This window comes from Streptomyces sp. NPDC005784, from assembly GCF_042871525.1.
Lineage (GTDB): Bacteria > Actinomycetota > Actinomycetes > Streptomycetales > Streptomycetaceae > Streptomyces.
In genome coordinates, this window is record NZ_JBIAIQ010000078.1 from 1 (window position 1) to 15,347 (window position 15,347).

A 15,347-nucleotide genomic window follows, 5' to 3' on the forward strand; every position below is an offset into this window, starting at 1 on the left:
CGGAAGGATCGCACCACCGGGAATGCCGAATACAGTCTCGGCCCCGACCTCCTCGAGCGAGCGAATGAGGGACTGCGCACCCGTGACGTGCTCGGTCATCACTATGCCCATGTGATGAGCCGCTTGGGATGTTCCAGGATCTCCGCAGTCGCGGCGAGAACCCTGGAACCGAGTTCCCCGTCGACCAGGCGGTGGTCGAAGGACAGGGCGAGGGTGACTACTTGACGCGGTTTCACCTTGCTCTTGTGGATCCAGGGCCGGGTCTTGATCGCTCCGACGGCGAGGATGGCCGCCTCCCCCGGGTTGAGAATCGGGGTTCCCGTGTCGACGCCGAAGACTCCCAGGTTCGTGATGGTCACGGTTCCGCCGGACAGGTCCGCGGGGGTGGTCTTTCCGGCCCGCGCCGTGGTGACCAGTTGCCCCAGAGCTTCGGCGAGTTGAGGCAGCGTCCTGGTGTGTGCGTCCTTGATGTTGGGGACGAGCAGACCGCGCGGAGTGGCCGCCGCGATGCCCAGATGGACCCGCTCCTTGATGACGATCTCCTGTGCGGCTTCGTCCCAGGAGGCATTGATCTCTGGGAATCGCCTCACCGCGGCGAGGAACGCCTTGGCCACGAGGAGCATCGGGGTCACCCGTAAATCCGCGAAGTCCGGGTCGTGCTTGAGCTGTTGGACGAGTTTCACCGTGCGCGTGACATCGACCGTGCTGAACTCGGTGACATGCGGTGCCGTGAACGCGCTCGCCACCATCGCCTCGGCGGTCGCCTTCCGTACCCCCTTGATGGGCACGCGTCGCTCGTCGGATGGGGGCGTCCGCGCCGGCTCGGCAAGGACGGGTGGTTCGGAACGGGCCGCGGCGTACACCTCCTCGCGGGTGATCACGCCGCTCTGGCCGGAGGGCACCAGGCGGCCGAGGTCGACGCCGAGGTCCCGGGCGAGCTTGCGGACCGGGGGCTTCGCCTGGGCGGGGGCGGCCTCGCTGGTGGCTCGATCGGCTCGGGACTTGCGCGGGCGGCGCTTGGTCGAGCCGTTCATGACGCCGTAACCGACGAGCAGGGCCTGCTGCGGCTCCTGTTCGGGCACCGACGGGGCCGCAGGCGCGGACTCGCCCTGTGGCGCGGTGTCAACCGTGATGATGGCCGCCCCGATGTCCACCGTCGTTCCGGCGGGGCACCGGATCTCGTGAACCAACCCGTCGTAGGGAATCGGCAGTTCCACAGTGGCCTTGGCGGTCTCCACCTCGCACACGATCATGCCGTCGTGGACCTCGTCGCCGGGCTTCACATACCACTGGAGTATGTCCGCCTCGCTCAGGCCCTCGCCCACGTCGGGCATCTTGAACTCACGGAAACGCTGTGCTTCCACGGGATCCTCGTCTCAATACGCCAGGACGCGCTCGACGGCATCCAGAATTCGGTCCAGGTCGGGGAGATAGGCGTGCTCGGCACGTGCGGGTGGATACGGCATGTGGAAACCGCCCACTCGCAGGACCGGGGCCTCCAGTTGGTGGAAGCAGCGCTCCGTGATGCGCGCGGCGATCTCCGCGCCGGTCCCGAAGAACACCGGCGCCTCGTGCACCACCACCAGACGGCCGGTTCTGCGTACCGACGTCTCGATCGCGTCGAAGTCGATCGGCGAGACGGAGCGCAGGTCGACGACCTCCAGACTGGTGCCCTCCTCGTCGGCCACGGCCGCTGCCTCCAGCACAGTGCGTACCGTCGGCCCGTACCCGAGGACCGTCGCGTCGCTCCCGGGGCGTACCACGCGTGCGGAGTGCAGCGGGTGCGGTGCCGCCGCCGGGTCCACCTCGCCCTTGTCGTAGTAACGGCGTTTGGGCTCGAGGTAGATCACCGGGTCGTCCACGGCGATGGCCTCCTGGAGCATCGCGTACGCGTCGTCGGCGTTGGACGGCGACACGACCCGCAACCCCGCGACATGCGCGAACAGCGCCTCCGGCGACTCGCTGTGGTGCTCGACAGCGCCGATGCCGCCGCCGAACGGGATCCGGACGACGACCGGCAAGCCTGTCCGGCCGCCCGACCGGGCCCGCATCTTGGCGAGCTGGGTGACGATCTGGTTGTACGCGGGAAAGACGAAGCCGTCGAACTGGATCTCCACGACGGGGCGATAGCCCCGCAGCGCGAGTCCGATCGCCGTGCCGAGGATGCCGGACTCGGCAAGCGGGGTGTCCTTCACCCGGTGCTCTCCGAAGTCCTTCTGCAGACCGTCGGTGACCCTGAAGACACCGCCGAGCTTTCCGATGTCCTCGCCCATCAGCACGACCTTGGGGTCGTCCTCCATGGCCTTGCGCAACGACGCGTTGATGGCCTTCGCGAGGGTCAGTGTCGCCATCTCAGCTCCCCCCTGTGAACGACGCCTCATAGTCTTTGAACCACTGCCGTTCCTCGGTCACCAGCGGGTGCTCGCCCGCGTACGTGGTGTCGAAGAACTCGGTGAGGCCCGGGTCGGCCATGGCACGCACGCTCTCCCTGATGTGCTGGGCGAGTTGATCGCCCTCCTTCTCGACCGCGGAGAGGAAGTCCCTGTCGGCCCACCCGTTCTTCAGGAGGTACTTCTCCAGGCGTGCGATCGGGTCCTTCTGCGCCCACTGCGTCAGTTCGGCGGGCTGCCGGTAGCGGGTCGGATCGTCGGATGTGGTGTGGGCGCCCATGCGGTAGGTGAACGCCTCGACGAGCGTCGCCTTGTGTTCCTGACGGGCCCGCCCCAGCGCAGCCCGGGTGACCGCCAGGCAGGCCAGCACATCGTTGCCGTCCACCCGGACACCGGGAAAACCAAAGCCGGCGGCACGCTGGTGGATCGGAACCTTGCTCTGCCTTTCCGCGCCCTGCGAAATAGCCCATTGGTTGTTCTGGCAGAAAAAGACGACCGGTGCATCGTAGACGGCGGCGAAATTGAACGCCTCGCTCACGTCTCCCTGGCTTGTCGCCCCGTCGCCGAAATAGGCGATGACCGCGGACTCGGCGCCGTCGTCGGCCACACCCATCGCATATCCAGTGGCATGCAGTACCTGCGACCCGATGACGAGGGTATAGAGATGGAAGTTCTTCTCCGCTGGATCCCAGCCGCCGTGGCTCACGCCGCGGAACAACCGGAAGATGTGCAGCGGGTCGACCTCCCGGGCGAGCGCGACACCGTGATCCCGGTAGCTCGGGAAGACGTGGTCGTCCGCGCGCATCGCGAGCCCCGAACCGACCTGGGCCGCCTCCTGCCCCAACGACGAGGGCCAGAGCCCCAGTTCACCCTGGCGTTGCAGGGTGACTCCCTCGGCGTCCACACGGCGGGTCAGCGCCATGTGGCGGTACATCTCGCGGAGCTCTTCGGGGCTCGGCTCGAGCTCGTAGTCCGGGTGGTGCACGCGCTCGCCGTCCGGCGTGAGCAACTGCACCATTTCCCCCGGACCGCCACCTTCAAGGCCTTCTTTCACACGTTTACGCGCAGCCAAGACACTCCCCCGCCGCTGCTCGAATCGGAACTCGAATTCACCAATGGACGCTGACTTAATCGCGCTTAAGGATTATTACTTGCCCCTCATCCAGGCGCCAGGTTGTGCATGGTTCACTCATGCACATTCCGCGCCCGATCAGTTGGTCCGTCCGACACCGTGTACGGGTTCCGTCGGCTCGCCGCGGAGCAAGGAGCGCAGTTCGCCGAAGAAAGCGCCTTTCGACTCGCGGGGAAAGAAGTGCCCGCCCGGGATCACATGGACGGTGCAGCCGGCGCTGGTGTGCCGGCTCCAACCCGTCGCGGCCGTCCGGTCCACCAGGGGATCGCGTGTACCGGTGAAGACATGGATCGGGCAGGACAGCGGCACGCCAATGCGCTCCGCCGCGTGCTGGGGCCGGCAGATCCGCAGATCCTCCCGCAGTCGGGCGAGCATGACGGTCGTCCGTTCGGTGCCGCTGAGGAGATCTGCGTGAATGTCGGACGTGTCGACCAGCCAGCGCAGCAGTTCCGAGTCGGTCATGTCCTCGGCGGCGCCGGACGAATGACGCAGATGCGGTGCGCCGAAGGCCCCGACGAGCAGCTGTTCCGGGAGCCGCTGCGCCCGCCGGGCCCGCAGCCGGGCCAGCCGGTAGGCGATCAGTGCACCCATGCTGTGGCCATACAGAACATGCCGCCCCGACAGCCGGGGCCCAAGATCCTCGGCGAGCGCTTCGACCAACGAGTCCAGATCGTCGTAGCGCGGGCTACGGCCGTCCCGCCCGCGCCCCGGCAGCGCGACCGGCACCACCTCCACCCCGGGCCCCAGCGCACGCTGCCAACCGGAAAACGCCGCGATGCTGCCTCCGGCATGGTGAAACCCGAAGAGGGTGAATCCCGCCAACGTGTCGCCACCTCCCCCATCTCCGCCGGACGGCCTCGGAGCCTCCGGCACTGTGCAACCACGGGACTACCGTGGTTGCACAGCCCCCGTAGTTGCACAGGCCCGTGTCGTCGTAGAGCCCTCGATCCGCGCACCACTTCACTAGAGGCGAGCCGCCCGGACGCCGCACAGCCGCAGCACACTTCCTGCGGCCGTACGGACGTCAGTGGCCGTCCGGCCCTCTCGCGGTCGAACGCGACCGGCCACGCTCACTCCCCGCTCGAATCGGCGGCCGCCCGCTCCAGGTCGTCGGCGAACTCGGTCCAGGCACTCGCGCACTTCCGAGCCAGCTGACTGATCACCTGGGCTCCGTGCTCCGGCACGGCCTCCTTCAGCTCGGTCCACCGACTGTCGGGCAGTACCTGCGCGCCGAGCAGCCGTAACAGGAAACGACCCCGCTCGGTCAGCCTGAGTGAAGGGTCCTTCATGAGGGACCTCAGCAGACCCTGCTCGTCCACGGGGCCGCGCGCCTCCGCCGAGCGCCGCACGCGCGGCGGGGCTTTGACGGGGGAACCTCCCCCCGTGTCCGAGGCGCGCAGTGATGCTGGAACGGGATCTTCACCCCTGCTCATCCTGTCGCGAACGTCGCGGACCGTGCCCGGGGAGATCCCGGCCCGCTGGGCGATCGCCCGCAGCGAGGCGCCCGGCATCTCCGTGATCAGCTGGCTGGCGCGAATCCGACCCTCGACGGCGTTCAACGGCCGCACCCGGCCGTCGCGCCCCAGCCGCGCGGTGGGCTGTTCGCTCTCGTCCAGGGACGCCCGCCGGACCTCACCCACCGTGCGGGCGGAGAGGCCGGCCGCCAATGCAACGGCGGGGTCGGACCAGTGCGGATGCGACCGGAGGATGCGGGCGGCGGCCAAGGCGCGGTCGCGTGCGCCGAGCGGCAGACCGTGCGCGGTGTTCTCCCGTACGGCGATCAGGAACGCGTCGCGCTCGTCGCCGTCGAAGAACCGCACACGCACCTCTTGCTCCCCGCGCATGCCCGCCGCCATGAGCCGGTGCATACCGTCCACGACCCGCATGGTCGGCCGGTGGACGATTATCGGAGGGAGCAACGCTCCGGAATCTGCCAGTACACGTGTGTGCGCGCGGTCCTCACCGGCAGTACGCGGTGAGTCCGCGGGCAGCAGACGGTCGATCGGGACCACGGCCACCGCGGAGAGACTCGGCCGCTGTCCTTCACCCAAAACCCTCGACTCGCCCACCCCCGTGGACTGCTGAGGCACCACCAAGACGTTCTGGGAACTCATCATGCTCCACATCTCGAGCTGGTCTCGTGCGGTCCACCATAGAACTCTTTCATTCCTTCGCGAACGGTTTTTTCTCGTTCTTTGGGACATCGACGAGTGCACAGCCACGCCGCCTACCGCTCAACATCCGCCCTTAACGCCGCCGTAACAGCGCCTTTGGTAGCCTCACCCGCCACAGGACACCGCAAGTGGCGTGAGGAATACGTTCGCGGTGGTAGGTTTCGGTCAACCGAGTCGCCGTTGACTTCACGCGGGAGCCGCCACGTGCACATCCTTGAACCCAAACCATCCGGCGAGGAGCGCTCGGTCCGGCAAGACCCCAAACAGCAGCGGTCGATCCGGACGCGCGTCCAGATCCTCGACGCGGCGGCGGTGGCCTTCGCGCGGAACGGCTACGCCCACGTCACGCTGCTCGACATCGCCGATCAAGCCGGGGTGACCAAGGGGGCCGTGTACTTCCACTACGCCAACAAAGAAGCCATCGCCGTCGCGGTCTCCGAGGAGTACTTCGCCCGCTTGGCCGCTCTGTCGGCCGGGGTCAAACGCCTGAAACTGCCTCCCGTGGAGGCTACGGTCAAACTCCTGAACCGCGTGGCGGTCACCCTCCGCGACGACACCCTGTTCCAGGCCGCGGTACGCCTGCATCTGGACCGCCACCTGATCAGGAGTGGCCTTCCCACCCGTCCGTTCGTCGACTTCACCGCGCACTGCCAGGAGTCGTTGACGGAGGCGAAGCGCCTGGGGCAGCTCCCCGAAGGCGTGGCCCCCGATCGCCTGGCCCGGGTGCTCGTCGCAGCCTTCTTCGGGGCTCAGCACATCTCCTGGGCACTGAACGACAGGGCAGATCTCATCGATCGAGTACAGGAGACGGTCGACGCGATCCTGCCCCCCCACTGGTACTCGTCCACCGACAGCACGTGACACCGCGCCGACGTCCGGTACCGCGGACAGGATCCGCCCGTCGGCGCAAGCAGCGCACTTTCGGCGGTGCTCCAGTCAGCCGGCCATGGACCGAAGCGGCATACCGGCCTACCCACACCACCGACGACGCCGCCTCCGCCATCAGCTACGTCACTGAAACCGCCAGGTGAGAACACAGGACCGAGCACCCCTTGCGTCTCACTGAGTGTGACGCCCGAAGAGCGTCGCTCAGTCGCCGATTGCGCATCGAACCGCCGGCAGCCCCACGCCGCCGAGCGCGTCGGCAACACACGGCACACCGGCATGGCGCCGGCGGCGACATCCAGTACGGCAGCCCTCGCCGACAGGTGCGAGCCCTGGCCGCTCAGGGACATCAGCGCAGAAAAGGAATGGTCGATCCTCCGTTGGACATGTGACCGCGGTATCAGTCTCCGCGCGACCGAGGCCGAACCGGAGGTATGGGAACGGACCTGGATCGGCAAGCAGTTCACTCGGTTCCGCCGCATACCCTCCGGCCTCCCCGGCCCCGCGCCCGGCGTCGAGGACCGGTCGGGGACCGCTGTCCCTGCCGAGCTTGAAGCGGGCCCCGGGGCGCCCTCCACGAGGGCACTCCGGCAGTCCCGGCCCGATCCGCCGTGGCGTTACCGACCGTCACCCCAAGCGGCCCTTCACGAACGAGATCGCTCCACACCGGACCGATACACGCAGTGCTCACCAAGCTCGGATTTCAGCGTTCCCGCAGGACGCGCCGCTTATGAGGTCGCGAACCCTGCAGTCCGTCAACAGCCCCGGTTTCCGGGGAGGTTCAGTTCGCCTCGCGCACCCCGGCGATCAACTGCCGCAGACCCTCGGTGAGATCGTCCGCCGTGGACGCGCTCGCCGGGTCGAAGAGCCACTGGACCATCAGGCCGTTGAGCAGCGCCTGATAGAAGCCGCCGAGCGACTTCACGGTCCGCTCGTCGAGCGTCTCCTCGTCCCGCCCGGTGAGCATCGCGACGAGTCCGGAGCGTCCCTCGATCTGCGCCTTGGCCATCAGATCCCGCAGCTCCGGTACGCGCTCCCCCTGCGTCACGATCTCCATGCTGGCCGCCCACACGGGCCGGAAGTCCTCGAAGGACTCCAGCATCCGGGCCCACACGCTGCGGAACCGCTCCAGAGAGCCCCCGGGCTCGCTCTCGCGCGACACGGGCGAGTCGAACTTCTCGCCCCACTCCTGCATCAGCTCCACGAAGGCCTGGGTCAGCAGCGCGTCCTTCGACCCGTAGTGGTAACCGATGGAAGCGAGATTCGTCCCCGATTCCTTGACGATGTCGCGCGCCGTGGTGCGCACGAAGCCTTTCTCCAGCAGGCAGCGCTTGGCGCCTTCGAGCAGATCCTCACGGTGTCCCATGCCGGCCAGCCTACCGCGATTCAGACAACCGTCCCATACGAACGTCAAGGACGAGCGTCTTATACGTACGTACTAGACAGGCGTTTAAGACGTACGTACAGTCCCTGTCATGACGAACCCGACGAGCACGACTCCCGCCTCCGGCTCCCCCGGCGCCCTGGCCGGCCGCCGCGAATGGACCGCCCTCGGCGTCTTGATGCTTCCGCTGCTCCTGGTCTCGATGGACGTCTCGGTCCTCTACTTCGCGATCCCCTCGATCAGCGCGGACCTGGAGCCGAGCGGCACCCAACAGCTGTGGATCTTCGACATCTACGCGTTCGTGCTCGCCGGCCTGCTGATGACGATGGGCTCGCTCGGCGACCGCATAGGGCGCCGCAAGCTGCTCCTGTTCGGCGCCGCCGCGTTCGGCACCGCCTCGGTGCTGGCCGCCTACGCGAACAGCGCCGAGATGCTGATCGCGGCCCGCGCGGTCCTCGGCCTGGGCGGCGCGACCCTGATGCCGTCGACCATGGCGATCATCCGCACGATGTTCACGGACCCCGGACAGCGCGCGAAGGCGATCGGCCTGTGGTCCGGCGTCATGACCGGCGGCATCGCCCTCGGTTCGGTGATGAGCGGTGTCCTCGTCGAGTACTTCTGGTGGGGCTCGGTCTTCCTGGTCAACCTGCCCGCGATGGCACTGCTGCTGGTCCTCGGCCCGCTCCTGCTGCCCGAGTCCAGGAATCCGGCGCCCGGCCGCTTCGACCTGCTCAGCGTGCCGCTGTCGATGGCCGCCGTACTGCCGGTGATCTACGGCGTCAAGGAGATCCCCTCCGAGGGCTGGAGGACCGAGTACGTCGCCTCGGTCCTCGTCGGCCTGGTCTTCGCCGCCCTGTTCGTCCACCGCCAGCGCACCGCGAAGTCCCCGCTGATCTCCCCCGCCCTGTTCCGCGGCCGCGGCTTCGCTCCCGCCGTCGTACTCAACCTGATCGCCTCCTTCGGCATGCTGGGTTCGGCGTACTTCACCACCCAGTACCTCCAGTCGGTGCTCGGCAAGAGCTCCATGGAGGCCGCCCTGTGGGCCCTGCTCCCGACGGTCCTGGTCGGAGTGGCCGCGCCGGTCTCCGCGCAGCTCGTGCAGAAGGGCGTCCACCGCGCCCATGTCGTCTCCGGCGGCTTCGTCATCGCCGCCTGCGGCTACGGCCTGCTGACCTTCGCCGGCACCGACTCCCTGTGGCTCGTGCTGGCCGCCGCCGGTGTCCTCGCCTCCGGAATGGTCATCGTGATGTCGCAGATGATGGACCTGGCCCTCGGCACCGTCCCCGTCGGCAACGCGGGCTCGGCCTCCTCCCTGCTGGAGACCGGGGCCGAGTTCGGCGGCGCCCTCGGCATGGCCGTCCTGGGCTCCATCGGCACGGCGGTCTACCACCACGACATCCCGGCCGGCGTCCCGGCCGCGGCCCACGAGACGCTGGGCGGAGCGCTCGCCGTGGCCGGACAGCTGCCGGGCGACGCGGGCCAGGCCCTGGCGGGGGCCGCACGGGAGGCCTTCACCAACGGCATGCAGGCGGCGGCCGTCGCGGGCACGATCCTGCTGCTGGGCGCCGCGGCACTGGCCGCGGCGACCCTGCGCAAGGTGTCGGTGCGCGAGGCCGAGGGGGCACCGGAAGCGGTGGCCCCCGAGCAGGCGACGGCCTGACACCCGACCGCCGGGCGGCCGACGCCCGAGCACTCACCCGCCGGGCGGCCCGGACGACTCCGGCCCGCCCGGCATCGGCACGCGTCGGGACTCCGGCCGCCCCGCCTGGGCACGCAAGCGGGGAATCGGGTCCGTCGTTCCGCCCCGGCACGCAAGCGGGGAATCAGGTCCTTCGTTCCAACCCGCCCCGCCCCGCCCCGGCACGCGCGCGGGAGCAGGATCGTTCCGGCCCGCCCCGCCTGGGCACGCAAGCGGGGAATCGGGTCCTTCGTTCCGGCCCACCCCGCCTCGGCGCGTGTGCGGGAGCAGGATCGTTCCGGCCGCCCGGCGTCGGCGCGTGTGCGGGAGCGGGATCGTTCCGGCCCGCCCGGCGTCGGCGCGTGTGCGGGAGCGGGATCGTTCCGGCCCGCCCGGCGGCGCGTGTGCGGGAGCGGGATCGTTCCGGCCCGCCCGGCGGCGCGTGTGCGGCGCCCGGCGCCGCTCGGCGTCCGCGCGCGTCAAGGTGCGTCGGGGCGTCGCGGGCGGACTCGACCGAGGGGGCGAGTACGGGGCCGGGTCCCCGGAAGGCCGACGCCGGGGAGTTGTCGGTGGGGCGTGCCAGGATGGGCTCGTGGCACAGACATTCGGCACGCCGTTCATCGGCCGGGCGGACGAACTCGCCCGGCTCACCGGCGTGCTGGAGCGCGCCAGGGACGGGGACCCGCGCGCGGTCCTGGTGGCCGGAGACGCCGGCGTCGGCAAGACCCGCACGCTCACGGAGGCCGCGGCACGCGCGTCCGCCGCCGGGACGACGGTCCTGACCGGCCATTGCGTGGACCTCGGGGACGTGGGCCTGCCGTATCTCCCGTTCACCGAGATCCTCGGCGCGGCGGCGGCCGACGACCGCTTCGCCCCGGCCCTCTCGGCACACCCGGCGGTGCACCGGCTGACCGGCTCCGGCTCCGGCTCCGGTTCGGGGACCGGCAGCGCACCGGACCCGGGTGGCCGGCTCCAGCTCTTCGAGGGCATTGCAGGTCTCCTCGCCGACCTGGCCGATGTCGCCCCGCTCCTGCTGATCCTCGAAGACCTCCACTGGGCGGACCAGTCCTCCCGCGATCTGCTCCGCTTTCTGCTCAGCCGGGGCGTGCTCCAGCGGCCCGCGCCAGGCGGCCCCGCCCGCCGCCTCGCGGTCTTCGCCTCGTACCGCGCGGACGACCTGCACCGCCGCCACCCCCTGCGCCCGCTGCTCGCCGAGCTGATCCGGCTGCCCGCCGTCGACCGGCTGGAGCTGCGGCCGATGGCCGACGCCGACGTGGCCCGGCTCGTGCGCGCGCTGCGCACCGGCCCGGTCTCCGACACCACGGTCCGCCGCATCGTCGAGCGCGCCGAGGGAAACGCCTTCTACGCCGAGGAGTTGCTCGCCGCGCTGCCCGGTGGCGGCGACCCCGCCTCCCCCGCCATGCCCAGCGGACTGGCCGACGTCCTCCTCATCCGCATCGAGCAACTCTCCGAGACCGCCCAGCAGGTGCTGCGCACGGCGGCCGTCGCAGGGCGCCGCGTCGAGCACGACCTGCTGCGTGACGCCGTACAACTGCCGGAGGACGAGCTGGAGTCGGCGCTGCGCGAGGCCGTCGGCCACCAGCTGCTGGTGCCCGGGGACGACGCGACGTACTCGTTCCGGCACGCGCTCACCCGCGAGGCCGTGTACGCCGACCTGCTGCCCGGCGAACGGGTCCGGCTGCACGGGCGGTTCGCCCAACTCCTCGCGGGGCACGCCCGTTCGGCGCAGAACGCGGCCGAGCGCGCCCATCACTCGCGCGAGAGCCACGACCTGGCCGACGCGCTCACCGCCTCCCTCGAAGCCGCCGACCACGCCCAGCGCGTCGGCGCGCCCGCCGAGGAGCTGCGCCAGCTGGAGGCCGCACTCGAACTGTGGCCCGTGGTCGACGCCACCGCCCGCCCCGAGGGCGGTGGCACGGTCGCCCTCACCCTGCGCGCCTCGGCGGCCGCCGCCCGCGCCGGTGAGACGCATCGCGCGGTCCACCTCACGCGCGACGCTCTCGCCCGGGCCGGTTCGGACGCCGACTCCGAGCTCGCCGCCCGGGTGCGGTACACCCTCGCGGGCCACCTGATGCGGATCGACAGCCTGAAGGACGCGTTCACGTACAGCAGCGAGGCGCTCGCGATGATCCCCGCCGAGCCGCCCTCGTACACCTGGGTGTGGGCGGCGGCGACCCATGTCATGGCCGCCCGCTTTGTGGGGCGGGACGAGGACGCCGAGCGGGTCGCCCGGCAGGCGCTGGCCACCGCCGAGCTGCTCCGACTGCCCGACGCCCAGGCCGACTTGACGATCTCCCTGGTCGGTATGGAAGCGGACAACCGGCGCACCCCGAAGGGCCGCGAGCGGCTGCGCCACGCCCGCGAACTGGCCCACGGCGCGCGGAACTTCCCGGTGGAGATGCGGGCCCTGTTCAACCTCGCCATCGGCGCCTACGAGTCCGGCGACCTGGACGAATGCCTGACCTGGCTCGGCGACGGCGTGGACCGCGCCCGCCGGGCCGGTCTCCTCTCCTCGCCGTACGCGCTTGAACTGCGTTACCTCCAGTCCCTGGTGCTCTACACGCTGGGCCGCTGGGACGAGTGCGCGCGAGCGGCCGCCGACGACGCCGAACTGCTGCCGGTCGCGGGCGGGTTCGCGACGGGTCCCGCCCTGTACGTCGCCCTCGCCCGCGGCGAGCACGACGCGGCCGTCACCGGGGCCCGCGCACTGCTCGACCGGCCGTTCGACTGGATGGCGACGCTCGTCGCGAGCATCGTGCTGACCGACGCGGCCGCGCGGAGCGGCGACACCGAGGAGTCCGTTCGACGAGTGCGCACCGCGGCCGAGGCCCTCACGGAGTTCTCCGGCGCCGACCGGCCCCCCGTCGTGGTGCGGCTCGCCGCGCTCGCCCTGGCGGCGGTCGCGGACGCGGCCGAGGAGTCACGCCGGTCCGGCGACCCGGCGGGCGGCGACCGCTGGGCGGACACCGCGACCGAGCTGGTGGAGCTGGCCAGGAGCACGGCGGCCCAGAGCGGAAAGAGCACCGTGCAGGGCCCCGAGGGCCTGGCCTGGCTCGCCCGCGCCGAGGCGGAGTGGCTGCGCGCCCGCACCGGTCCGGACGTGGCGGCCTGGGACCGGGCCGTGACGGCGTTCGGCTACGGCGATCCGTACGAGCTGGCCCGCAGCAGACGCCGGCTCGCGGAGGCGCTCCTCACGGCCGGCCGTCGTGAGGAGGCCGCCGAACAGGCCCTCGCGGCCCAGGACACCGCCCTGCGCCTCGGAGCGGTGCCGCTGCGCGAGGCTCTGGACGCGCTCGTCCGGCGGGGCCGCCTCGCCGAGTCGCCGGGCGCCGGGGAGCGCATCGCCGCGCTGACCGCCCGGGAGGGCGATGTGCTGCGGCTGCTCGGCCGGGGGCGCACCAACCGCCAGATCGGCGAGGAGCTGTTCATCAGCGGCAAGACGGCGAGCGTCCATGTCTCGAACATCCTGGCCAAGCTGGGCGCCGCGAGCCGCACGGAGGCCGTGGCCATCGCCTACCGCGAGGGCCTGATCGAGCCGGAGACGACACCGTCCGCATGAGGTGTGCCTCGGCTGGGGTGTCCCTCGGCCGGGTGTCCCGCGGCCGAGGTCTCCCGTGACGCGCGAGGGCCGGGACACCCGTGGGTGTCCCGGCCCTCTGCTGCCGTGTGAAAGGCCGTCGTGAACGGACCTCAGACGAGGTTGACCGATCGCGCCGACGTCGCGCCGATCTCGTCGGAGAGCTCGGTGAGAACGCTCTGCGGCACCGTGTCGTCGACGGTCAGGACCGCGAGGGCCTCGCCACCGACGGCCGCGCGGGCGACCTGCATGCCGGCGATGTTGATGCCGGACTCGCCGAGGATGCGGCCGACGGTGCCGACGACACCAGGACGGTCCTCGTAGCTCAGCACGACCATGTGGTCGGCGAGCGCGAGGTCCACGTCGTACTCACCGACGGCGACGATCTTCTGCAGGTGCTTCGGGCCGGCCAGCGTGCCGGAGACCGCGATCTCCTGGCCGTCGCTGAGCGTGCCGCGCACGGTGACCACGTTGCGGTGGTCGGGGGACTCCGAGCTCGTGGTCAGCCGGACCTCGACGCCGCGCTCCTGCGCGAACAGCGGGGCGTTGACGTAACTCACGGTCTCGTCGACGACGTCCTCGAACACGCCCTTGAGCGCGGAGAGTTCGAGCACCTTGACGTCGTGCTGGGTGATCTCGCCGTACACCTCGACGTCGAGGCGGGCCGCGACCTCGCCCGCGAGGGCGGTGAAGATGCGGCCGAGCTTCTCGGCGAGCGGCAGACCGGGCTTGACGTCCTCGGCGATGACACCACCCTGGACGTTGACCGCGTCCGGGACGAGCTCACCGGCGAGGGCGAGGCGCACCGAGCGGGCGACGGAGATACCGGCCTTCTCCTGCGCCTCGTCCGTGGAGGCGCCGAGGTGCGGGGTGCAGACGACCTCGTCGAGCTCGAAGAGCGGGGAGTCCGTGCAGGGCTCCTTCGCGTACACGTCGAGGCCGGCGCCGGCGACGCGGCCCTCCTTGAGCGCCGAGTACAGCGCCTCCTCGTCGACGATCCCGCCGCGCGCGGCGTTGACGATGCGGACCGTCGGCTTGACCTTGTGCAGTGCCTCGTCACCGATGAGACCGAGGGTCTCGGGGGTCTTCGGCAGGTGCACGGTGATGAAGTCCGAGACCTCGAGCAGCTCGTCGAGGGTGAGGACCTTCACGCCCATCTGCGCGGCCCGCGCGGGCTGGATGTAGGGGTCGTAGGCGACGACCTTCATGCCGAACGCGGACATGCGCTGCGCGACGAGCGCGCCGATGCGGCCGAGGCCGACGACACCGAGGGTCTTCTCGGCGAGCTCGACACCGGTGTACTTGCTGCGCTTCCACTCGCCGTTCTTCAGTGCCGTGTTGGCCTGCGGGATGTGGCGCGCGGTGGCGAGGAGGAGACCGCAGGCCAGCTCGGCCGCGGTCACGATGTTGGAGGTGGGGGCGTTGACGACCATCACGCCGGCCTTGGTGGCGGCGGAGACGTCGACGTTGTCCAGGCCGACGCCGGCTCGCGCGACGACCTTCAGCTTCTTGGCGGCGGCGACGGCCTCGGCGTCGACCTTGGTGGCCGAGCGGATCAGAATGGCGTCGACGTCGGCGATGGCGGGCAGCAGCTCGGCGCGGTCCGCGCCGTTCACATGCCGGATCTCGAAGTCCGGGCCCAGGGCGTCTACGGTCGCGGGCGACAGCTCTTCAGCGATGAGTACGACAGGTTTCGAGCTCACGTGAGTCCTCACAAGTCCAATGCGGACGGCCGTCCCGACGGCCGCAGGCGGTGGAGGGTTTGTAGCGGCCCCCGGGCGTGCCTGCACTTCTTGGGGGTCGCTTGAGCCGCGTGGAAGACGCACGACGCTGTGGGCCTGACGCGTTGTTGATGTGCAGCAGTGTAGTGGCGCCGCAGAGGTCGTCCTGCGCCTCCGCGGAAGGATCACCCGTCCGTGGCTGGACGGGATGTCCAAGACCGTGTCCCCAGGTGTTACCCGGGGTTCGACGAAGGGGCCGGAGCATGCCGCCCCGGCCCCCGTCGCGAGGCTTACGCCTCTTCGTCGACCCAGCTCATCAGCTTGCGGAGCTGCTTGCCGGTGGTCTCCAGGAGGTGGTTCTCGTCCTGGGTCTTGTACTCGTTGT

Annotated in this window: 10 protein-coding genes; 3 read left to right on the forward strand and 7 right to left on the reverse strand. The window is 70.5% G+C overall.

Going from position 1 to position 15,347, the window contains the following annotated elements; translation table 11 throughout:
* Nucleotides 1-101: 101 nt before the first annotated feature.
* From ACFYR3_RS44720 to ACFYR3_RS44740, 5 genes are all read right to left on the reverse strand, one after another.
* Complete coding sequence (locus tag ACFYR3_RS44720) at nucleotides 102-1,334, reverse strand: dihydrolipoamide acetyltransferase family protein (RefSeq protein WP_389288122.1); 1,233 nt, start codon at nucleotides 1,332-1,334, stop codon at nucleotides 102-104.
* 42 nt (nucleotides 1,335-1,376) lie between these two features.
* On the reverse strand, nucleotides 1,377-2,351 hold the full coding sequence (locus tag ACFYR3_RS44725; RefSeq protein ID WP_389288117.1) for an alpha-ketoacid dehydrogenase subunit beta: 975 nt from the start codon (nucleotides 2,349-2,351) through the stop codon (nucleotides 1,377-1,379).
* Nucleotide 2,352: 1 nt separating this feature from the next.
* Complete coding sequence (pdhA, locus tag ACFYR3_RS44730; RefSeq protein WP_355858381.1) at nucleotides 2,353-3,408, reverse strand: pyruvate dehydrogenase (acetyl-transferring) E1 component subunit alpha; 1,056 nt, start codon at nucleotides 3,406-3,408, stop codon at nucleotides 2,353-2,355.
* A gap of 192 nt (nucleotides 3,409-3,600) precedes the next feature.
* Entirely contained in the window at nucleotides 3,601-4,344 is a 744-nt protein-coding gene (locus tag ACFYR3_RS44735; RefSeq protein ID WP_355858384.1) for an alpha/beta fold hydrolase, read from the reverse strand.
* A 248-nt stretch (nucleotides 4,345-4,592) separates the two neighbouring features.
* Nucleotides 4,593-5,408 (reverse strand): hypothetical protein, encoded by an 816-nt coding sequence (locus tag ACFYR3_RS44740; RefSeq protein ID WP_389288124.1) that lies wholly within the window; start codon nucleotides 5,406-5,408, stop codon nucleotides 4,593-4,595.
* A gap of 492 nt (nucleotides 5,409-5,900) precedes the next feature.
* Here ACFYR3_RS44740 and ACFYR3_RS44745 point away from each other — a divergent pair, with 492 nt between their 5' ends.
* Nucleotides 5,901-6,557 carry a ScbR family autoregulator-binding transcription factor gene (locus ACFYR3_RS44745; RefSeq protein WP_355858387.1) on the forward strand — a complete coding sequence of 219 codons (657 nt, stop codon included), beginning with the start codon at nucleotides 5,901-5,903 and terminating at the stop codon, nucleotides 6,555-6,557.
* Between the two features lie 805 nt (nucleotides 6,558-7,362).
* On the opposite strand, the gene ACFYR3_RS44750 is transcribed toward ACFYR3_RS44745, so the two are convergent.
* Nucleotides 7,363-7,947, reverse strand: a complete 585-nt coding sequence (locus ACFYR3_RS44750; RefSeq protein WP_355858390.1) for a TetR/AcrR family transcriptional regulator — start codon at nucleotides 7,945-7,947, stop codon at nucleotides 7,363-7,365.
* Nucleotides 7,948-8,056: 109 nt separating this feature from the next.
* Between ACFYR3_RS44750 and ACFYR3_RS44755 the strand changes: the two genes are divergently transcribed.
* The gene (locus ACFYR3_RS44755; RefSeq protein WP_355858393.1) at nucleotides 8,057-9,625 is read left to right on the forward strand and encodes an MFS transporter; all 1,569 of its coding nucleotides are present in this window, start codon (nucleotides 8,057-8,059) and stop codon (nucleotides 9,623-9,625) included.
* A gap of 610 nt (nucleotides 9,626-10,235) precedes the next feature.
* Entirely contained in the window at nucleotides 10,236-13,223 is a 2,988-nt protein-coding gene (locus tag ACFYR3_RS44760; protein WP_389288120.1) for an AAA family ATPase, read from the forward strand.
* Between the two features lie 131 nt (nucleotides 13,224-13,354).
* On the opposite strand, the gene serA is transcribed toward ACFYR3_RS44760, so the two are convergent.
* The gene (serA, locus tag ACFYR3_RS44765; RefSeq protein ID WP_355858399.1) at nucleotides 13,355-14,944 is read right to left on the reverse strand and encodes a phosphoglycerate dehydrogenase; all 1,590 of its coding nucleotides are present in this window, start codon (nucleotides 14,942-14,944) and stop codon (nucleotides 13,355-13,357) included.
* Nucleotides 14,945-15,347 lie beyond the last annotated feature (403 nt).